Raw genomic sequence first — 20,048 nt, forward strand, 5'->3', positions numbered from 1 at the left:
AGATGCGCATAAGGTTCCCCTATGTCACATGCCAGTGAAGGCGGGGCGGGAGGGGCCAAGGGGCTACCGCGGTGGCGTCCTCTGCTCGGCGGCGACAGGACGTGGGTGTGGTGGCTTCCCCTGATCCTCCTGGCCCTGGACGTGCTGGTGGATCTGGCCGTGACCCACAGCCGCGAACCGCTGAGCTTCCTGCTGGTCGGAATCCCGCCCCTGGCAGCGGCCACCCGGAGCCCGCGGCACACCGCCGGGTTGACCGTCGTGTGTCTGGGGCTGGAGATATGGCTGGCTGCCCAGCGCCCGGGGCACTTCTCGGAAGATCATCACATCGCCACCTACGGCGCCACCGCGCTGATCGGCATCGCCAGCGTCGCGCTGTCCCGGCAGCGGGTCCGGGCCGAGGCCAACCTGGTCCGCGCCCGCTCGGTCGCCGAGGCCATGCAGCTGACGCTGTTGCGCCCGTTCCCGGAACGGCTGGGTCCGGTGCGGGCGGCGGGTTTCTACGAGGCGGGCGAAGGCGGCACGCTCGTCGGTGGTGATCTCTACGACCTGTGCGAGACCCCGTTCGGAGTGCGGGTCGTCCTCGGAGACGTACGGGGAAAAGGGCTGGGCGCGATCCAGACGGTCGCCGCCGTCCTGGGAGGCTTCCGGGTCTCCGCCCACGAGTGGACGGACCTGGGCCTTCTGGCGGAACACCTCGAGCTCTGCATCGCCCGCAACACCGGATGCCCGGCGGGCGACGAGGAACTGTTCGTCACGGCGCTCATTCTCGAATTCCCGCCCGACGGAGACTTCGTGAGGATCGTCGCCCGCGGGCATCCGTCACCGCTTCTGCTCACCCCGCACGGGCTGCAACGGCTGTGCACCGTCCCCGCTCCGCCACTCGGGCTGGGCGAGCTGGACCGTGGCAGAGCCGAGGTCACCACTCACCCGCTGCGGACGGGGGAAGTGATCCTTCTGTATACGGACGGGGTGAGCGAGGCGCGGAACGCGGGAGGCGAGTTCTATCCGGTCATGGACCGGCTGGCCGACCAGTTCTGTGACGGGAACAGGGCGCCGGAGCCCGAGGCGCTCGTGGCCTTCCTCAGGGCCGACACGGACAAGTGGTGCTCCGGGACCAAGGACGACCGGGCCGTCATCGCTCTCACCCTGACGTAGAGGTGCACGGGCGCTCAGTCCGCGGACGGAACCGGTGGGCGGCCCGGCGGTGGGGCGGCCCGCAGCGCCTGTTCGGCCCAGATGACCTTCCCCCGGTCCGTGTAGCGAGTCCCCCACCGGTCGGCGTACTGAGCGACGAGAAACAGCCCGCGGCCGCCCTCGTCCATGGTGGCCGCCTGCCGCAGATGGGGCGAGGTGCTGCTGTGGTCGGATACCTCGCAGATCAGGGAACGGTCACGGAGCAGCCGTACAGCGATGGGGCCCGTGGCGTAGCGAATGGCGTTGGTGACCAGCTCGCTGAGGATCAGTTCCGTGGTGAACGCCTCCTCGGACAGATCCCACTCGGCCAGCCTGCGGGACACCTCGTCGCGTACCCGGGCCACCGCCGAAGGGTCGGAGGGTACGTCCAGCTGGACCACGTCCGTGGCGTTCAGCCTGCGCGTACGGGCGACCAGCAGCGCGATGTCGTCGCGGACCGGTTCGGGCACGAGGGTGCTCAGAACCGCCTCGCAGGTCTCGTCCGGCGTTCGGTCGGCGTTCTCGGCAAGGGTTCTACGCAGGAGCGCCAGGCCCTCGTCGACGTCCCGGTGCCGGTCCTCGACGAGTCCGTCCGTGAAGAGCACCAGACGGCTGTTCTCGGGCAGCGGCGCTTCGAGGGTCTCGAAGGGCAGGCCGCCGAGCCCCAGCGGTGGGCCGCCGGGCACATCGGCGATTTCCGGGATGCCGTCCGGGCGGACGATCAGCGGCTTGACGTGACCCGCGCGCGCCATGGTGCAGCGCCCGGACACCGGGTCGTAGATGGCGTAGAGGCAGGTGGCTCCGGTGACCCCCGCGTCGGCGCTGTCGACCGCCTCGTCCTGGTCGATCTGGGCGACCAGTTCGTCGAGGTGCCACAGGAGTTCGTCGGGCGGCAGGTCCAGGGCGGAGAAATTGTGGACCGCGGTGCGCAGGCGCCCCATGGTCGCCGCGGCGTGCAGTCCGTGGCCGACGACATCGCCCACCACGAGCGCGACGCGGGCGCCGGGCAGCGGGATGATGTCGAACCAGTCCCCGCCGACGCCGCCGAGCCCGCGCATTCCGGCCCGTGCGGGCAGGTACCGGTAGGCGACGTCGATGGCGTTCTGGTCCGGGACGCCGCGTGGCAACAGGCTGCGCTGAAGGGCCACCGCCATGTTGTGTTCGCGTGTGTAGCGGCGGGCGTTGTCGATGTTCACCGCGACCCGGGTGACGAGTTCCTCCGCGATGGACAGGTCCTCGTCCTCGAACGGCTCGGACTTCGCCGAACGCCAGAACAGGACCACGCCCAAAATGGCGCCGCGGGCGCGCAGCGGAATCGCGATCATCGAGTGGAATCCGCACGCGACGAGCTGCCGGGCCCGTACGGGATCCTGCTGCTGCCACCCGGAGAAGGCCGCCAGGTCCACGTCGAGGGATGCCTCGCCCCTGCGCAGACCGACGCCCATGGGCGTGGACGGCAGGAAGTGGATCAACGAGTCGACGGGGTACAGCGCCGTGTCGTCCCGGATGCCGCAGGAGGCGGTGCGGCGCAGTCCACCGTCCAGGCCCGCGGCCGTGGGCTCCTCGCCGCGCAGTACGGCCTCCGCGACATCGACGGTGGCGAAGTCGGCAAATCGGGCTCTCGCGAATTCCGCCAGCTCCTGGCACGTACGCACGACGTCGAGGGTGGTGCCGATCTCGGTTCCGGCCTCGTACAGCAGATTCAGCCGCCCGCGTGCCACATCGGCCCTGCCGGTGAGTGCCCACAGCTCGGTGGTGTCGCGCAGTGTCGTCACACTGCCGGGCGGGCCGCCGTCCCGGTCGGTCGACCGCTGGTTGACGGCGAGCAGGCGTTCGCCGACCGGGACGACCTCGTCGGTGGCGGTCCTTCCGGAGACCAGCAGCTCCGTGGTGACCGGGTCCAGCCCCAGTTCCGTCGGCACGCGCCCCTCGACGTCCGCCGGCAGGCCGAGCAGTCGGCGGGCCTCGTCATTGGCGAGCAGCAGCCGCCCGTCGCCGTCGACGATGAGCACGCCCTCGCGCACCGCGTGCAGGACGGCGTCGTGATGCTCGTACATCCGGGTCATCTCGCTGGGGCCGAGGCCATGGGTCTGCCTGCGCACCCGTCTGCTCACCAGCGCCGTACCGGCCGTGGTGATCAGCAAAATCCCCGCGGCGGATCCGAACAGCAGGGGAAACTGCTGCCGGACGATGCCGCTGACGTGCTCGATGGTGATTCCGGCGGACACCAGACCCACGATGGTGCCGTCACGCCCGAAGACGGGCACCACCGCCTGTACGAAAGGTCCGATGGTCCCGTTGACTTCTTCGACAACGGTGTCGCCGTTCAGCGCGGGCGTCAGATCGCCGACGAAGGTCTTCCCGATCCGGTCGGGCAGGGGGTGGGTGTAGCGGACTCCGGCCGTGTTCATCACGACGATGAAGTCGACCCCTGAGAGTTTGCGGGCCTGTTCGGCCAATGGCTGAAGCACCGCGGTCGGATCCGGGCTGTTCAGCGCCGCCTCCATCCCCGGTGACCTGGCGAAGGCCTCGGCAACGGCGACCGAAAGGCTGCGGGCCTCCCGCTCACTGTCGGCCCGGGACTGCAGCACGAGCGCGGCCACGGCGGCAGCCACGAGCAACACGACGATCGCCACCTGCAGGAGGAAGACCTGACCTGCGACAGTTCGCATCCCGAGACCCGAGCGTCGGCGGCCGTACCGTCCGGTCATGCCCTCTTTGTACACCCTCCGCACACCCCTAGCGAGCGGCGCGGCACACCATGCGACGGGACCCGGCGGCGGGCGCGTCGGGCCCGGTGGGCGCAGTCACGCGGGTTGTGGAGCAGCGCCCGTCGTCGGTGTCCCAGCGCCGGTGCGGGGAAGGACGGCGGTGATGTAGTCCGCCACGGCCGCCTCCAGACCGACGTCCAGCTGTGCGCGCTCGGACATGTACCACCGGTGTTCCAGCAGCTCGTGATAGAGCTCGGCCGGGTCCATGGAGTTACGCAGATCCTGCGGTACGGCGCGCACCGTGGGCCTGAACACCTCGCGGACCCAGCGGTGGGCAAGCACCTCCGCACGTGCGCCGAGCGGGTCGCCCGGTGCGTAGTCCTCCTGTGTCGCCATCCAGCTCTCCAGGTCGTTGAGGAGCCTGCGGGCCTGGTTCTCCTCGGCGTCGAGTCCGGTGAGACGCAGCAGCTGACGCTGATGATGGCCCGCGTCGACGACCTTGGGGACGAAGGTGATCGAGTCGCCGTCCGGGGAGTTGGCGATCTGCATCTCGGCGACGTCGAAGCCGAGGTCGTTGAGCCTGCGGACGCGCCGTTCGATGTAGTGGTACTTGCCGGCCGGATAGACCGACGTACGGGTCAGCTCCTTCCACAGCTCCTCGTACCGCCGGCAGATCTCCGCGCCGAAGGCGATCGGATCGACGGAGGGGTGCAGCGCACCCGCTGCCTCCAGGTCGAGCATCTCTCCACTGATGTTCACCCGGGCCAGATCGATGTCGTACTCGCGCTGGCCGGTGCTGAGCCGGCTGTGCACATCGCCGGTCTCCGCGTCCACGAGATAGGCGGCGTAGGCACCGGCGTCCCTGCGGAAAAGCGTGTTGGACAAGGAGCAGTCGCCCCAGGCGAATCCCGCCAGGTGCAGCCGGACGAGCAGCACGGCGAGTGCGTCCATGAGCCGGTGCACGGTGGACGGACGCATGGTCGTCTCGAACATCGAGCGGTAGGGCAGGGAGCCGTTGAGGTGACGGGTGATCAGCACCGGCTCCAGCGGTTCGCCGTCGCTGCCGGTGCGCCCGGTGACCACCGCGAGGGGGTCCACCGCGGGTATCCGGAGACGGGCCAGGGTGCGCAGCAGCTCGTACTCGCGTACCGCAGGCCGCTCGGCGAGTTCCTTGACCGCCACCACGTCGGCCCCTGCTCTGGCATAGCGGACGACGTGGCGCGAGATGCCGCGCGGGAGCATCACGAGATGCTTCTCCGGCCACTCTTCGAGCGGCAGGTTCCAGGGCAGTTCGAGAAGGGACGCGGGGTGCTCGGGGTTGGTGGCGCTGAACTGCAAAGCCATCGGGTCGCCTCGCTCGTACGGTGACGGGACCACCAGTGTGACGCAGTTGTCCGGGAGCACCTCGACCGAGGCGGATCGAGCGGATTCCCCACGAGGGGTAGGCCCGCGCGCCACTCTTGTCATACGTTCCGTCCAACAGCTTGCTAGATGCGGCGTCTAACAAGCGAAAGGGGCGCCCGGCCGCCATCGTCCTCCTCGAACGGGCACGAGATGGGGCGGCGGACGGCCGACGTCGAGTCGGTCTGTCGATTCAAGAAACCGCAGTATGGCAAGCAGCACCGTTCCGCCGGAGAACCAGGACCGGGTCCACGAGCAGGACGTCACCCGGCGCCTGCTCGACTCCGCCGCGAAGCTGTCGTACGACCCGGTCACGGAGGTGGACTGGGACACCCCGCTGGACAAGGACTTCCACGGCGCGAGCCCCGAATGGAGCACGCTCTACGGCACGGCGTACTGGCGGGAGTTGACCGACACGCAGCGCAAGGAGCTGACGCGTCAGGAGGCCGCGTCCGTGGCCAGCACCGGCATGGAGTTCCTGGCCTCGGCCCGCCTCCTCACCGGGCCCGTGCTGTTCCTGTGCAGGCGCGCCAACCTGATCTGAGCCGCGCCGAGCCGACCGACCGCCCCATCGAGCGACCTGAGCTGACGACATGACCTACGCCATCACCCAGACCTGCTGCAGCGATTCCACCTGTGTCGCCGTGTGCCCCGTCAACTGCATCCACCCCACGCCGCAGGAGCGGGCGTTCGGCAGCACGGAGATGCTCTACGTGGACCCGAGATCCTGCATCGACTGCGGTGCCTGCGCCGACGCCTGCCCTGTCGACGCGATCTTCCCGGTGGACGGTCTGCCCGCCGCGCAGAAGGACTACGCCGCTGTCAACGCGGCCTACTTCGCCGACGCAGGGCCCGGCACAGAGGCCGGCGCGGAACCCGGCACAACGCCTGAATCGGACAGCACGGGTGCGAAATTCCACCACTGGGACGCGCCCATGTTCGAGCGGAGCCTGCCGTCGGACTTCGCGCCGATCCGGGTCGCGGTCGTCGGGACCGGCCCGGCCGGCATGTACGCCGCCGAGGACCTGCTGCTGCACACCGACGCCCGGGTGACACTGGTCGACCGGCTGCCGGTGGCCGGCGGCCTCGTACGGTACGGCGTGGCGCCCAACCACCCCGCGACCAAGAAGGTCGGCGACACCTTCGCCCGCTTCCACACCCATCCCCGGGTACGGATGCACCTGGGGGTCGAGATCGGCAAGGACATCACCGCGGAGGAACTCGCCGCTCACCACGACGCCGTCATCTACGCCGTGGGCGCGTCCGCCGACCGCCGGCTCGGCATCCCGGGCGAGGACCTGCCGGGCAGCATCTCGACGACCACGTTCGTGTCCTGGTACAACGCCCACCCCGAGGTCGCGCCGGACGCCGTCGAACCGTCCGCCGAGAGGGTGGTCGTGGCGGGCAACGGCAATGTCGCCCTCGATGTCGCACGCATCCTCGTCACGGACCCTTCAGAGCTGGCCGGCTCGGACATCGCCGACCACGCGCTCGCGGCCCCGCATACCGCGGGGGTGCGACAGCGCGGCACCGGACGAGAAGGCCGCGCTGCTGCGGGGCGTGGCCCGTGAAACAGTGGACTGGTCGCGCACGCCGACGTCGAAGCGGCGCATCATCTTCCGCTTTCACTCCGCCCCTGTGGAGGTGCTGGGCGACGACACCGTCCGGGCCGCGCGCGTGACGGGAGGTCGGGGCGAGCTGGAGATTCCGGCCGGCATGTTCCTGCGGGCGGTCGGCTACCGCGGTGTGCCGGTGGCCGGACCGCCCTTCGACGAAGCGACGGGCACCGTACCGCACGAGGGCGGTCGCGTGACGGGGCGGCCGGGGACGTACGTCGTGGGCTGGATCAAGCGCGGGCCCTCCGGCGGCATCGGAGCCAACCGCGCCTGCGCCGCCGAGACGGTCGGCACACTTCTGGCCGACGCCGTCGTCGGCGCGCTGCCCTCCCCGGCACATACGCCCAAGGCGTTTTTCCGCCTCGCCCGGAACCGCAGCAGCCATGTCGTCGATGCCCGGGGTCTGGCCGCCATCGACCGGGCCGAGCAGGCGCGTGGCCTCGACCACGGCCGCCCGCGGGTCAAGTTCAGCACGGTGGCGGAGCTGGTCGCGGCGGCGAAGGGCAACCGCTGGAGACTGCCGGGCTGAACACCGTATGAGGGCATCGGTCGACAAATCGTGCCCGAGACAGAAACAACCGATCCTGCAAGCCCGGTCATGTCCGGGCGGGTCGGGATCAGGTCTTGCCAGGGCCGTCCGGGGTACCGGACGGCCCTGGACGGCATTCGGAGTCCGAACGGCGGTCCGCCGACGGGGGCCGGCAAGGGCCGAGCGCGAAGCCGCGCCCTTTGACGCCTCTCACGAAGAACACACGGATTGCGCCGGCCGCGTACGGCGCGGACTCCGTGACACGCGCTCTCGCCCGCCCCGGGCGCCATGCCGTCGCACCCATGTCGTCGCACCCATGCCGACCAGCAGCTCCGTCCGCTCAGCTACCGTGTGCTACCAGCGCTCTTCCGGCTCGTGCCCATGGACACAACGTCTCTCGGCTCAAACCGTGTTGGCGTCGGCCGTTGTCCACCTCCGAGCCCGCTGCACAGCCCTCTCAACTCCGCACCCCATGTGCGGACCGCGCGACGACCCATGGAGAACACGATGAGGACGAAGCTCCGTTCTCGTATCACCGCCCGGCTTGGGCGCACCTATCTGTCCAGGATCCAGAAGTACGGGATCGGTTCCTCCACGATCAGGCTGCTGCCCGAAGAGCTGCTGATGCTGCTGCGCAGGGATGGTCTGGACCCGGTGGACAGCCTGGCCGGGGTACGGGCGCAGGCGCCGGTGTCCAAGGTCTCGCTGCCGTTCGGGATGGACGCCTGGGTGGTGACCGGTTACGAGGAGTCGAAGGCCGTCCTGGGATCGGCGGACGGGTTCAGCACCGACTTCGCCCACCTCGCCATGAATGCCGGAGTAGCGCCGGAGCAGAGCCCCGGCGGGCTCGGGTTCAGCGATCCCCCCGTGCATACACGGCTGCGGCGCATCCTGACCCCGGAATTCACGATGCGTCGGCTGCGCCGCCTGACCCCCAGGATCGATGCCATCGTCGAGGAGCGCCTCGACGCGATGGAGGCGCGGCAGGGACCGGTCGACCTGGTGCAGGAGTTCGCGCTGCCGATCCCCTCCCTCACGATCTGTGAACTGCTCGGCGTGCCCTATGAGGACCGCCAGGACTTCCAGCGGCTGGCCATGGACCGTTTCGACCTCTTCGGCGGGACGACCGCGCCCTTCGGTGCCATGTCGGAGTCGCTGGCGTACTTCAGGGACGTGGTCAAGAGACAGCGGGAGGAACCGGGTGACGGACTGCTCGGCATGATCGTGAAGGAGCACGGCGACAGCGTCGACGACGAGGAACTCGCGGGCCTCGCCGACGGCGTGCTCACCGGCGGCTTCGAGACGACCGCCAGCACGATCGCCCTGGGCTCCCTCGCGTTGCTGCAGAACACGGACGTCTTCGACCGAATACGGACGGACGACGCCATGACAACGCCGTTCGTCGAGGAGGTGCTGCGCTACCTCTCCGCCGTACAGATCGCCTTCCCCCGGTTCGCCCGCCAGGACATCGAGATTGCGGGGGTGGTCATTCCGCGGGGCGACATGGTGCTCTGCTCACTGAGCGGCGCCAACCGCGACGCGTCGTACGTCATGGACGACGGACGTTTCGACCCGCACCGCAACACCTCGGGGCATCTCGCCTTCGGCTACGGGATCCACCGCTGCATCGGCGCCGAGCTGGCGCGCATGGAACTGCGCTCCGCCTACCCGGCCCTGGCGCGTCGCTTTCCCGGGATGCGCCTCGCCGTCCCGCCGCAGGACCTGGCCTTCCGCAAGCTGTCGATCGTGTACGGCATCGAATCGCTGCCGGTGCACCTGCGCTGAGCGGGCGTACCTTCCGGTCCTTTCACCACGTGACCGTGATCCACCGAGGACTGCGGGATGTGGCGGGCCACGGCACGGGTGTCAGACGAGGGCCGCTGCCAGGATGACGGCCGCGTCGGCGATCAGCGGATCGTCCGCCGCCGCATCGACGTCGTGCTTGGTCGAGAGAACGGCCATCACGATCGGTCCCTGGCAGGGCGGCCAGGCGATGGCCACGTCGTTGGCCGTCCCGTAGCTTCCGGTGCCGGTCTTGTCGCCGACGGTCCAGCCGTCGGGGAGGCCGGCGCGCAGGCGTTTGTCGCCGGTCGTGCCGGCCAGCAGCCAGCCGGTCAATCGATTCCGGTCCTCCGGCTCCAGGACGTGCCCGGAGGCGAGCCGCGCGTAGGTCCTGCCGATGGCACGGGGGGTGGTGGTGTCGGTGACCCGCCCTGGTTCCGCGGAGTTCAGCTCCGGCTCCCAGCGGTCGAGCCGGGTCACCGAGTCACCGACGGACCGGCAGAAGCGTGTGACGGAGGTCGGTCCGCCGAGCTCCTCCAGCAGGAGGTTCGCCGCGGTGTTGTCGCTCTGCGAGACGGCCGCGCCGCACAGAGCCTCGACCGTCATCCCCTGCGCGAGATTCTCGGGCCGCCCGGTGACCGGCGCGCCTCCCGACCTCTCGATGTCCTTCTCCGTGTAGTGGATGACCTTCGAAAGGAACGTCCCGTCATGGTCGAGGTCCCTGAGGACTGCCCCGACGGCCAGGGTCTTGAAGGTCGAACACATGGGGAAGCGTTCATCTCCCCGATGGAGGACGGTCCTGCCTGTCACCGTGTTCCATGCGAACACCCCCAGCCGGGCAGCATGCAGTCGTTCCAGATGCCGTAACTGCCGTACCGTCTGGTTCCCCCGACCGGAGGCGTACGCGGCCGATGACATGGGAACAGCGGTCAGCACCGCCCCCAGGCCACCGGCAAGCACTGCACGACGCGAAGCACCCCTGCTCGATTTCAAGATCTCCTGCCTTCCTGCTCGCGCGGTCTCTCTCCTTGCACACGACGCCTCAGGAGACCCACCGGTTGCGCCCCGCACCACAGCTCGACATACCTCCGCCCGGTCGGGGCCCGGATCGAGGCGAACCGGGTGCGGTCATCAAACCGGCTGACGATCCGTACAGCGAACCTCACTCCGGCCAGGGGGAATCCAAGATGGTGTCCACGAAATTGCCGCGCGCGAAGCCGGGTACGTAACGCTCCAGGACATCGGCCTTCACATTGCCGAAGGTGGTTTCCGGCTTGGCCTCGACGCCTTCGGTGAAGGCGCGGAGAATGCGCTGCTTGAAGCCGGGACGGGGATGGAGGGCCACGATCGACGCACGGTCCGCGTCGCTGATGTCGTCGTACCCGATGCCGAGCACGTCGTACTCCACCCCTGCGGTCACCAGCGCGACCTCGGGCTCCATGAGCTGCGGAACTCCCGGCGTGGTGTGAAGTGCGATCGCCGTCCAGACACGGCGGATGCTGTCCTCGGGCACGCCGTGGCTCTGCAGGAACTTCCGTGCCTCGTCGGCACCATCCACCTCGAACCGGCGCCCGCTGCCGCGGAACTCCTCCTTGAGGCCCAGGTCGTGGAACATGGCACCGATGTAAAGGAGTTCCGGGTCGAAGCTCAGCCCCTTGTTGTGCCCTTGCAAGCCGCCGAAGAAATAGACACGGCGGGAGTGGTGGTAGATCAGGTCGTCGGTCGCTTCGCGCACCAGCTCGGTGGCCTCGGCGGCCAGCTTGGTGTCGGGCACCGTGATTCCCGTGGCGGCAGGGAGATCGGCACTGCTGGGCATAGGAACTCCTTTGTCGTATGACACGTCGGCTTCTCGTGTTTCTCGTGTTCCTCGTGGCCGCGTGCTTCTTGTGTTTCTTGTGCCCGGCTCCTGAGTCCGCGGCCCGCCCCTGACCCGTCAGTCACCGGCGGCCCCGCCCCTCTCCGCCGGGGAGAGATGCAGGTGGGAGAGGTCGTGCGGGACGGGTCCGTCGGGGCGGAACAGGGGCGCGCTCTCCCCGTCGGCGACCGTGGCCGGAGCATCCGTGAGACGAAGGCGTGTGCGCAGCCGCCCGTAGAAGTCGTGCGGCCCGAGCCTGATGATGCGCAGCCGGCGCGGGGCCGCGTACACCCCGATCCAGTCCCCGGCGTTCAGTACGCCGCGCAGTTGGCCGTCGATGGTGACCGCGCCCTGCCCCGAGTGGGGCAGGACCCGAACCGCGATCGGTTCGTCCGGCGCAACGACCACTGTGCGGTTGAAGGTCATGTGAGGTGCGACGGGCGTGAAGATGACGGCGTCCATGCGGGGCGAGACCACAGGGCCGCCTGCGGCGAAGCTGTACGCGGTCGACCCGGTGGGCGTGGCCATGATGACGGCGTCGGCGGAGTACGACGCGAGGAGCCGGCCGCCGATGTAGACGCCGAGGCTCACCTGCCGGTCGCGCGCGAGCTTCTCGACGACGACGTCGTTGAGGGCCGTGACGTCCAGCGCCACACCCCAGCCCTCCGCCCCGGCCTCCGCCTCCTGGTCGACATGGGGAGGCGGCAGCATCGGGCGTCGCCCGTAGCCCATCAGGGCGTCGATGTCCTTGGGCACTTCGAGTACGCGGGAGGCCCTCATCGTCAGTGTCATGCGCTCCTCGACGTCCGCCCGTCCGCGGTGGACGGAGTCGAGCGCCCGGACGACGTCCTCGCACGGCACCTCGGTCAGGAAGCCGACCCTGCCCAGGTCAACCCCCAGGACGGCGGCGCAGTTCTTGGCCGCGATCCTGGCGCCGCGCAGGAATGTGCCGTCGCCTCCGAGCGTCACGATGAGGTCGGGGTAGCCCGCGACATCGGCCTCCTCCCGCCCGCCGCGTCGACGCGCGTCGTCGCGCCACACGTCGATGGCCGTGCACGGAACGGCTTCGCCCGCGCACCAGTCGCGTACGACGCGCGCCGCGGCAACGGCCTCGGGACGGCCCTGGTGTACGACGATTCCCACCCGCTCGACGCTCATCTCGCTCCGATTCCCCGTCTTCCGATGCCGGTGCTCCGATGCCGGTGCTCCGATGCCCGTGTTCCGACGAGTGACGGTGCCCTGATCCCACTTTGCTGGCCCGTGGCTGCGCCGCTCCGCCGCCGGGCCGACGGACCGTCCCCCGTCAGGCGATCGGACCCCCGGACAGTGCGGCGTGAGCGATCCCGCGCGCGGCAGACCGGTGGGTAACGGTTCGTCTGCTCTTCATGCACGAGACGCGGCCGACTCCACCCGGCGGCCCCCGGGGTTGCGGTGCCCCGCCGCAAGCGACGCTCCCTCACCGCGCCGGCCGGGGCCGCGTCGCTCGCCGCCGCCTCGCTCGACTCCAACCAGGGTCGCACCGACGACAGTTGCGTGAGCGTCGGTCCCCTGTCCGCGCCCACTCCCGCCTCCGAGCTGATCGCCGCCGGAATGACCTGGGCCGGCTACAACGAGACGCTGCCCGGCCAGGGTTCGAGCTGTCGGGAAACCGCATCCCCACCGTGTGCTGCGCACCGCACACCGTGGAGGACCTGGCCGGTCCGACGGCGCATGCCGGGAAACGCGGCCTCGGCATCCGACATCACCGGCATCCGGAACCGACACCCGTGTATCTCGCGGACTCCCGCGGCACGCTGCTGGCTCTCGGCGCGGTCGGTCTGATTCGGCCGGTCATCCGGTCATTCCGTCAGGGCTGCGCGTCCTCCGGAATGCTGACCAGCCAGCGGGTGTCGCGGCGGGGCCGCAGATACAGCGCCCAGTAGAGCGTGGCGACCGCGGTGATCCCGCCGGTCCACACCAGATACTCCGTCTCCTGCCGGCTCAGGATGTACGCGAGCACGGCGATGAGCAGCAGAGGGATCGCGGGCCACAGCGGCATGCGCCAGGCGGGCTGCTCGCGGTGCGCGCCGCGGCGGCAGAGCAGGGCAGCGACCGCGACCAGCAGGTACATGCCGGTGACGGAGACGCCGGTGACGCCGTACAGGGTGTCGAGGTTGACGAAGCAGAGCGCCGCGCCGGGGATGCCGACGACCAGGGTCGCCACCCACGGGGAGCCGAACCGGCCGAGCCGGGACAGGGCGTTGTTGACCGGCTCGGGCCACGCCTTGTCACGGGCGGAGGCGAACAGGACCCGTGAGTTCTGGATGACCATGACGATGCCCGCGTTGATGATCGCGAGGGCGACGCAGAGGCTGACAAAGGTGCCGACGGCCGAGTTGGACCAGGCGGCGACCATGGTGTTGAGGTCGCCCGAAGTCAGGGCCGCGAGGTCAGGGGCGCCCAGCGTGATGGCGATGACCGGGACGAGGATGACGGCCGTGGAGATGGCTAGGGTGGCGAGCACGGTGCGGGCCACGTTGCGCCGCGGGTTCTCCAGTTCCTCCGAGAGGTAGACGGCCGTGGAGAAGCCCTGGGTGATGAAGAGGGCGATCGCGAGCCCGGAGACCACCATCATCGCGGTGACCGTGGAGGTGGTGCTGCCCGACGAGGCGACCGACCCGTGCACCAGCGCGGAGGCCCCACGCTCGGAGTGCGCGAACCCGAGTACGGCGACGACGCCCGCCGCGATCACTTCGAGGACGAGGAAGATCCCGGTGATCCACGCGTTGGCGCGCAGGTCCAGGAGCCCGGCGAGGGTGGCGAGGATCATGACGCCGGCGCCCGCGGCGGGTGCCGGTATGTGCACGACGGGAGCTAGGTAGTCGGCCGTCCCCATGGCGATGACCGGGGGCACGATCATCACGACCAGCAGGGAGAGCACGAAGACGAGCCAGCCCGCCAGCCGTCCCGCCATGGTCGAGACCATGGCGTACTCACCTCCCGCACTCGGGATGAGGGTGCCCAGCTCCGAGTAACAGAAGGCGACCGCGATACAGAGCAGCGAGCCGATGGCGATGGTGAGGGCGGTGTATGTGCCGAGGCTGGAGAACAGGTCCGGTACGACCACGAAGAGTGTCGAAGCGGGCGTCACGCAGGAGAGCGTGAGCAGTGTTCCGCCCACGACGCCGATGGAACGCTTGAGCTTCTGTGGTGTGGGGCCGGTCGCTGGGGCGAGCGCCTGGGGTGCGCTGAGCGTTTCGGTCATCGTGCGATTCCGATCAACAGGTGCGGTCTCTGAGCGTGGGAGCGGTATCGCCTCCAGACGAGGACGTGGTGAGTGGTTTCGTCGCTCCCAGCGCGACATGCAATCCTGACGAGTTCCGCAGGTCAAGAGCTGTTCACCTACGGAATTCGTTGTTTCGGCGAGCAGATTCGACGTTTTGGCGTTAAGAGCGCGTCATTTTGCGGGAATCGGCGGGTGCGGGAACCGCAGCTCGGACCGGAGCAAAGTTTCACCCATTCCAGATTCCGGAACGGCGCGGGCGCCCCCGGGCCCCGCGGCGGCCGATGGCCGTGGGTCGCGCATCGGTGCTCTTGGTGCCAGCCTGGATGCATGGCTTGGGCCTCATGGACGACTCGCGGTGTGTTCTCCGGGCACGGTGGCGTGCTCACGGACGAGGTCGGCGTCCTGTCCGGGGACCTGACCGTGCACACGACCTGGGCCGAAGACACGGCCCAGATCACTGTGCAGTACACGGGTGCGATCGACTGGTTCACCATGTCGGGCAGCCCCGTGCCGTGCTCCTGCGAGGAGGACAGCCGGCGCCTTCACGAGGCGGTGGTGCAGTCCGTCCGGGAGGGGGCAGCGGCCACGGTGCCCAGGCCTCCGGCGCAGAAGCCGCTCCGGCAGCCGGAGCAGCCGACGGAGGGCGCTCAGGAGTGAAGGCCCGGGGGTGAGAACCCGCGGACGAGAGGGCCTGGGGCGCGAACCCGCCCTCGCATCGCGGATCGCTAGGATCTCTTGCGTGAGCAGAGCATTCAGCGGCTGGACAGAGCAGGCATTCGAGCTGCTTCTGCGGTTGGAGGGCATGCCTTCGCAGGAAGCGCGCGAGAAGCGCCGGAAGGACCGGGAGCGCCTGGTCCGGCAGCCCATGATCGCCCTGCTGAACGATGTGGCCGATGCGGACGGGGCGTACGAGGACTTCTCCGTCTGGGGATTCCGCAAGGACCCGTGGTGGTGGCAGCACCAAGCGGCCGTGATCCGGATCGCACGCAATGTCGAGATCGGTCTGCGTTTCGATCTCGACGGACTGCGGATCAGGGGCGGCTGGAGCTACCCGGATCCCGGGCAGGTCCCGTTGTTCCGTGCGGCAGTTGCCGCACAGGGCAGTGGCCCCGAGCTGGTCCGCGCCATCGGGACACTGGAGGAGCGGGGGTACGAGATCACCGGGGACACCATGAAGCGCGTGCCACGCGGTCATGACGCCGGTCATCCCCGTGCCGACCTGCTCCGGTACCGCTCGGTCCGCGCCGCCCGTCCCCTCGGCGGGGACTGCGCGCAGGACACGTCGGCGCTGGTCGGCGCCGTGCTCGAAGCGGCGAAGGAGCTGGAGCCCCTGCTGTCCTGGCTCGCCGGCCATGTGTCCGTTCCCGGCTCCGCCCGGCGCGGCGTCTAGCGTCGCCTCCGCACGCCGCTCACACGGGTGAGCAGCCGAAAGGCGGCCCCTGACCGGCGGGTGCGATCGCTTCCGAGGGGCCTGTTCGGCCTCTCGGCACCCGTCGGTCCTGGACCGCCATCGGTGCTGCTGCAGGTCAGTAGGCTCCGAAGACGTTGTCGATCGAGCCGTACCTGTCGGCGGCGTAGTTGCACGCCGCGGTGATGTTGGCTACCGGGTCGTAGATGTCCATCGACGTACCGGGCACGTGGTAGGCGCTGAAGGTGGGGTCGATGACCTGCAGGAGGCCCTTGGACGGCGTGCCCTTGGCGGCGTTGGAGTCCCAGTTGTTGATGGCGCGGGGGTTGCCCGAGGACTCGCGCATGATGTTGCGGTGGATGCTGTCGTAGCTGCCGGGTATGCCGTTCTTGGCCATGACGGCCAGCGACTCCTTGATCCAGCCGTCCAGGTCGTTCGTGTACTTCACGGTCGACGCGGCCGGGGCCGGGGTGGTGGCCGGGGCAGCAACGGCGTTCACGGTGGATGCACCCGCGGCAGCCTTGGCGCCGATGGTCAGCTTCATGCCCGGGAGTATCAGCGCGGGGTTGGCGCCGATGGTCGCCCGGTTGTCCTCGTACAGCTTCTGCCAGCCACCGCTGACGGAATACCCCTTTGCGATCTTGGAAAGGGTGTCGCCCGCGACCACGGAATAGGTGGTGGGCGTGGCCGCCTGCGCGGCCTTTTCCTTGACGGGGGCGACGGTGGACACGGCGGCGTTTTCGGCGGTGACGGTCTGCGCCGGAGCGGCGGAGGCGAATCCGGCACCGATCAGCGGCAGCACGAGAGCGGCTCCGCCCGTGGTCGCGGCGATGAGACCGCGAGACAGCGAAGTGGACTTGCGACGACGATGGTTACCCGTTGCGGACATGGCGAATTCCTCTCCGTCGCCTACGAGGTGAGCTGTCGGGTTCAGACTGGAGATGTCTGGCCGCATGGGAATGCGACTTAACCCCGAGCCGTTCCGTATACCGGGTCGGCGGCTTACCTGGGTCCCCCGCTCCTGCCGTACGTGAGTGGTCGGATTGCCGGACGGCGGCAGGATTCGGCGTTCCGTCCGGATTGACCGTGACCGTAGGCGAGAAACACCGAATGGAACAAGCCCCTATTTGTTGATCACAATTCATTTGCAAGATCGAATCAGGTAATTGGAAGTAATCCACCTCACATCGAGAAGTGAAATTTCTTTACACAGAAGGGAACCGGGCCGCGCACCGCGCCGTCTTGAACTCCGAAAGTGACTCACGCCACTGAGTGCATAAAAGGTGCAATTCGGGTGGAACTCAAAGGCCACAAGAGCCCCAATAGACACCTTTATTAACCTAAATATCATTTCCAAGCAAATCGCCCATACTCGGACATTTGCCCACTGCTTCGCGTGCTCGGGGCCGACCGCCACCGAACAGGCCCACCCGGGGTGGCCCGCTGGCCGCGCCCGCTCGTCGCACTCCCCCTCACTCCCCGCGCACGACGAAAGGGCTTTGCCGTCCGCTCTCCCGGTCGCTATCGTTTTCAGCGGTTCTGTTGTCTCCGATAGAGGTGGACGTTGCGCATCTGAGGTTCGCGATCATCGCGCCGTACGGCCGAAGCCGTACGCCCGTCACGCAGTAGCAGTGTTCTGTCCTGCCCGTGACCCCGCGTGGATGCGACCTTGGTGCATGAGCCGTCCCTCGACCTTTCGGACCGCCGCACCTCCCTCACGGTTCGGTCGCCGCGTGGTGCTCGCATACGAAGCCCCCATTCACCGCGCTTGCGACTGCGAGGACCACCATGGCGACATCCACCACCCCCAGCGCCTCCCTCACCTGCTCCGGCCTGTCCTTCCAGTGGCCGGACGGCACGACCGTCTTCGACGGGCTCTCCCTCACCGTCGGCCGGGGCCGCACCGGGCTCGTCGGCAGCAACGGCGCGGGCAAGTCCACGCTGCTGCGTTTGCTGGCCGGCCGACTGCGCCCTTCCCAGGGCTCGGTGGCCGTCGGCGGCAGCCTCGCCCACCTCCCTCAGAACGTCACCCTCGACACGACACTGCCTGTGGACGAGGCCCTGGGCATCGCCGAGCGGCGCGGCGCGCTGCGCGCCATCGAATCCGGCGATGTGGACGAGAAGCACTTCGAGACGATCGGCGACGACTGGGACGTCGAGGAACGAGCACTCGCGACCCTCGGGTCGCTCGGACTCGGCAACGTCGAACTGGACCGCACCGTGGGCCGGATGTCCGGCGGGGAAACCGTCCTGCTGCGCCTGGCCGCGCTGCTGCTGGAGCGTCCCGACGTGCTCCTGCTGGACGAACCGACCAACAACCTCGATGTATTCGCCCGCCGCAGGCTCTACGAGGCCGTCGACTCCTGGCGCTCCGGTGTCCTCGTCGTCGTCAGCCACGACCTGGAACTGCTGGAGCGCGTGGACCGCATCGCCGAACTGCGCTCCGGCTCCGTGAGCTGGTACGGAGGCGGCTGGTCAGCCTACGAAGAGGCTCTGGCCGACGAACAGGAGACCGCAGGGCGGATGCTGCGGGCCGCTTCTGCCGACGAACGCCGACAGAAGCGCGAGCTGGAGGAGACCCAGGTCAAGCTGGCTCGCCGCCAGCGGCACGGCAGGAAGATCGAGGCCGAGCGACGGCTCCCGAAGATCCTCGCCGGTGCCCGCAAGCGGTCCGCGCAGGAGTCGGCGGGCAAGCTCCGCGGCGTCCAGGAGGACCGGCTCAACGAGGCGCGCGAGCGTCGCGAAGAGGCCGCGGAAGCCATCCACGACGATGCCGAGATCCGTGTGAGCCTGCCCCACACCGCCGTTCCCGCCGGCCGCACCGTGCTGACCCTGAACGAACTGCGCCCCCGATTCGGCAGGCTGCGCAAGGGCAGCCTGCATGTGCACGGGCCCGAGCGGATCGCGCTCGTCGGGCGCAACGGCGCGGGCAAGACGACGCTGCTGCGCACCCTCACCGGCGAGCTGGCTCCGCTGTCCGGCGAGGCCAGGACGTTCGTACCGCTGCGGTTCCTTCCCCAGCGGCTGGATGTGCTGGACGACGAGCTGAGCGTCGCGGCGAACGTGGCACGCATGGCCCCCGGGGTCACCGACAACCACATCCGCGCCCAGCTCGCACGCTTCCTGTTCCAGGGGAAGCGGGCGGAACAGCCGGCGGGCACCCTCTCGGGCGGAGAGCGCTTCCGGGCCGCGCTCGCGGCGACGATGCTCGCCGCACCGGCCCCGCAGCTGCTGATGCTGGACGAGCCGACCAACAACCTCGACATCGCCGGCGTGCGCCGGCTGACCAGCGCACTGAAGTCGTACGAAGGGGCGCTGGTGATCGCCGGTCACGACCTGCCGTTCCTCGAATCGGTCGGCATCACGCGCTGGCTGCTCCTGGCGGAGGAGCTCCGGGACACCACCGCGGAGGAGGTGAGCGACCTGCTCTCAGCACCGGAAGCGGGCCGAGCCGACGCGTAACCCCGATGGCCGGGCGCGTACGGCATGACGTACGCGAGTGGGGTGCGGGCCTCCGGCAGGCCGGAGGCCCGCACCCCTGCCGGGTCAGAGCCTGGCGATGATCTTGTTCATCTGCTCGATCTCGGCGGTCTGTGCCGTGATGACAGCACCGGCGAGCTTCTTCGCGTCGGCATTGCTGCCGTTCTTCTGCTCGTCCTCGGCCATGGTGACCGCGCCCTCGTGGTGGCCGATCATGAGCTGGGCGAACTTCTTGTCGAAGTCCTTGCCCTTGGCGGCCGCCAGGTCGCTCATGTCCTTGTCGGACATCATCCCGGGCATCGCCGAACCGTCCGAGCCATGGTCCATGCCGGGCATGTCGCCCATGGAGGGCGAGGCCGCGGGCAGCGGCTTGCCCCAGGAGGTCAGCCAGCCCTTCATGGTGCTGATCTCGGGGTCCTGGGCCTTCTCGATCGCGGCGGCCAGCGCCTTGATCTCGGGGTCGGCGGCGCGGCCGTCGGCCAGCTCCGCCATCTCGATGGCCTGCTGGTGATGCGGGATCATCTGCTGCGCGAACTCCACGTCCGCGTCGTTGAACGAAGCGCCGGGGGTGGCGGGCGCGGAGGCGCCGGCGGAGCCGTGGTCCATGCCGGGCATGGACGAACTGCCGGCCTTGGACCCTTCGGAGGAGCCGCAGGCCGCCAGCGTCAGGGCGAGCGCGGCGACGGTGCCTGCGGCCGCGAGCGTGCGGCGGCGGGCGGGGGAGGACAGGGAAGCGGACATCACAGGTTCTTTCCAGGTGGATGCGCCACATCTATGGCGCGCGAAAGGGGCAGGGTTCATCCGGCCGGTCCGGCCCGATGGCCGGGA

At 69.2% G+C, this 20,048-nt stretch carries 13 protein-coding genes, 2 pseudogenes and 1 riboswitch; of the genes and pseudogenes, 7 read left to right on the forward strand and 8 right to left on the reverse strand.

Annotation, left to right across the window (positions count from 1 at the left end; genetic code table 11):
* The first annotated feature begins 21 nt into the window (after positions 1 to 21).
* Positions 22 to 1,155 (forward strand): PP2C family protein-serine/threonine phosphatase, encoded by a 1,134-nt coding sequence (locus tag OG507_RS02475; protein ID WP_327365445.1) that lies wholly within the window; start codon positions 22 to 24, stop codon positions 1,153 to 1,155.
* A gap of 14 nt (positions 1,156 to 1,169) precedes the next feature.
* Here OG507_RS02475 and OG507_RS02480 read toward each other — a convergent pair whose 3' ends face one another.
* Positions 1,170 to 3,884 (reverse strand): SpoIIE family protein phosphatase, encoded by a 2,715-nt coding sequence (locus OG507_RS02480; protein WP_327365446.1) that lies wholly within the window; start codon positions 3,882 to 3,884, stop codon positions 1,170 to 1,172.
* A gap of 96 nt (positions 3,885 to 3,980) precedes the next feature.
* Complete coding sequence (locus OG507_RS02485) at positions 3,981 to 5,228, reverse strand: DUF4032 domain-containing protein (protein WP_327365447.1); 1,248 nt, start codon at positions 5,226 to 5,228, stop codon at positions 3,981 to 3,983.
* Positions 5,229 to 5,493: 265 nt separating this feature from the next.
* Between OG507_RS02485 and OG507_RS02490 the strand changes: the two are divergent.
* The 3 genes and pseudogenes from OG507_RS02490 to OG507_RS02500 all read left to right on the forward strand — a co-directional run.
* Positions 5,494 to 5,763: pseudogene (locus tag OG507_RS02490) on the forward strand (diiron oxygenase); the annotation flags it as partial.
* 115 nt (positions 5,764 to 5,878) lie between these two features.
* Positions 5,879 to 7,430, forward strand: a pseudogene (locus OG507_RS02495) (FAD-dependent oxidoreductase).
* Between the two features lie 507 nt (positions 7,431 to 7,937).
* Positions 7,938 to 9,215: a cytochrome P450 gene (locus OG507_RS02500; RefSeq protein WP_327365448.1), complete on the forward strand. Its 1,278-nt coding sequence runs from the start codon at positions 7,938 to 7,940 to the stop codon at positions 9,213 to 9,215.
* Positions 9,216 to 9,296: 81 nt separating this feature from the next.
* Here the strand turns inward: OG507_RS02500 and bla are convergent, their stop codons facing one another.
* The 4 genes from bla to OG507_RS02525 form a co-directional block, all read right to left on the reverse strand.
* A complete protein-coding gene (gene bla / locus OG507_RS02505; RefSeq protein ID WP_442811085.1) occupies positions 9,297 to 10,208 on the reverse strand; it encodes a class A beta-lactamase in 912 nt (303 codons plus the stop codon).
* 166 nt (positions 10,209 to 10,374) lie between these two features.
* A complete protein-coding gene (locus tag OG507_RS02510) occupies positions 10,375 to 11,028 on the reverse strand; it encodes an HD domain-containing protein (RefSeq protein WP_327365450.1) in 654 nt (217 codons plus the stop codon).
* A 117-nt stretch (positions 11,029 to 11,145) separates the two neighbouring features.
* Positions 11,146 to 12,225, reverse strand: coding sequence for an NAD(+)/NADH kinase (locus OG507_RS02515; protein ID WP_327365451.1), 1,080 nt, complete (start codon positions 12,223 to 12,225; stop codon positions 11,146 to 11,148).
* Positions 12,226 to 12,913: 688 nt separating this feature from the next.
* A complete protein-coding gene (locus OG507_RS02525; RefSeq protein ID WP_327365452.1) occupies positions 12,914 to 14,311 on the reverse strand; it encodes an APC family permease in 1,398 nt (465 codons plus the stop codon).
* A gap of 348 nt (positions 14,312 to 14,659) precedes the next feature.
* On the opposite strand from OG507_RS02525, the gene OG507_RS02530 reads away from it, so the two are divergent.
* Positions 14,660 to 14,989: a hypothetical protein gene (locus OG507_RS02530; RefSeq protein WP_327365453.1), complete on the forward strand. Its 330-nt coding sequence runs from the start codon at positions 14,660 to 14,662 to the stop codon at positions 14,987 to 14,989.
* Positions 14,990 to 15,071: 82 nt separating this feature from the next.
* Positions 15,072 to 15,722, forward strand: a complete 651-nt coding sequence (locus OG507_RS02535; protein ID WP_327365454.1) for a DUF2461 family protein — start codon at positions 15,072 to 15,074, stop codon at positions 15,720 to 15,722.
* Between the two features lie 136 nt (positions 15,723 to 15,858).
* Here OG507_RS02535 and OG507_RS02540 read toward each other — a convergent pair whose 3' ends face one another.
* Positions 15,859 to 16,629: a transglycosylase SLT domain-containing protein gene (locus tag OG507_RS02540; protein WP_327365455.1), complete on the reverse strand. Its 771-nt coding sequence runs from the start codon at positions 16,627 to 16,629 to the stop codon at positions 15,859 to 15,861.
* 2 nt (positions 16,630 to 16,631) lie between these two features.
* Positions 16,632 to 16,819, reverse strand: a riboswitch (cyclic di-AMP (ydaO/yuaA leader).
* Between the two features lie 709 nt (positions 16,820 to 17,528).
* Here OG507_RS02540 and OG507_RS02545 point away from each other — a divergent pair.
* Positions 17,529 to 19,202 carry an ATP-binding cassette domain-containing protein gene (locus tag OG507_RS02545; RefSeq protein WP_327365456.1) on the forward strand — a complete coding sequence of 558 codons (1,674 nt, stop codon included), beginning with the start codon at positions 17,529 to 17,531 and terminating at the stop codon, positions 19,200 to 19,202.
* 84 nt (positions 19,203 to 19,286) lie between these two features.
* Here OG507_RS02545 and OG507_RS02550 read toward each other — a convergent pair whose 3' ends face one another.
* The gene (locus tag OG507_RS02550) at positions 19,287 to 19,961 is read right to left on the reverse strand and encodes a DUF305 domain-containing protein (RefSeq protein WP_327365457.1); all 675 of its coding nucleotides are present in this window, start codon (positions 19,959 to 19,961) and stop codon (positions 19,287 to 19,289) included.
* Positions 19,962 to 20,048: the final 87 nt, after the last annotated feature.

It is taken from the genome of Streptomyces sp. NBC_01217 (assembly GCF_035994185.1).
Classification (GTDB): domain Bacteria; phylum Actinomycetota; class Actinomycetes; order Streptomycetales; family Streptomycetaceae; genus Streptomyces.

Coding starts and splice junctions, on each gene's coding strand:
- OG507_RS02550 (WP_327365457.1), bottom strand. CDS start 19,961: ATGTCCGCTTCCCTGTCCTCCCCCGCCCGCCGCCGCACGCTCGCGGCC.
- OG507_RS02510 (WP_327365450.1), bottom strand. CDS start 11,028: ATGCCCAGCAGTGCCGATCTCCCTGCCGCCACGGGAATCACGGTGCCC.
- OG507_RS02475 (WP_327365445.1), top strand. CDS start 22: ATGTCACATGCCAGTGAAGGCGGGGCGGGAGGGGCCAAGGGGCTACCG.
- OG507_RS02525 (WP_327365452.1), bottom strand. CDS start 14,311: ATGACCGAAACGCTCAGCGCACCCCAGGCGCTCGCCCCAGCGACCGGC.
- OG507_RS02545 (WP_327365456.1), top strand. CDS start 17,529: ATGGCGACATCCACCACCCCCAGCGCCTCCCTCACCTGCTCCGGCCTG.
- OG507_RS02500 (WP_327365448.1), top strand. CDS start 7,938: ATGAGGACGAAGCTCCGTTCTCGTATCACCGCCCGGCTTGGGCGCACC.
- OG507_RS02480 (WP_327365446.1), bottom strand. CDS start 3,884: ATGACCGGACGGTACGGCCGCCGACGCTCGGGTCTCGGGATGCGAACT.
- OG507_RS02485 (WP_327365447.1), bottom strand. CDS start 5,228: ATGGCTTTGCAGTTCAGCGCCACCAACCCCGAGCACCCCGCGTCCCTT.
- OG507_RS02540 (WP_327365455.1), bottom strand. CDS start 16,629: ATGTCCGCAACGGGTAACCATCGTCGTCGCAAGTCCACTTCGCTGTCT.
- OG507_RS02515 (WP_327365451.1), bottom strand. CDS start 12,225: ATGAGCGTCGAGCGGGTGGGAATCGTCGTACACCAGGGCCGTCCCGAG.
- OG507_RS02530 (WP_327365453.1), top strand. CDS start 14,660: ATGGCTTGGGCCTCATGGACGACTCGCGGTGTGTTCTCCGGGCACGGT.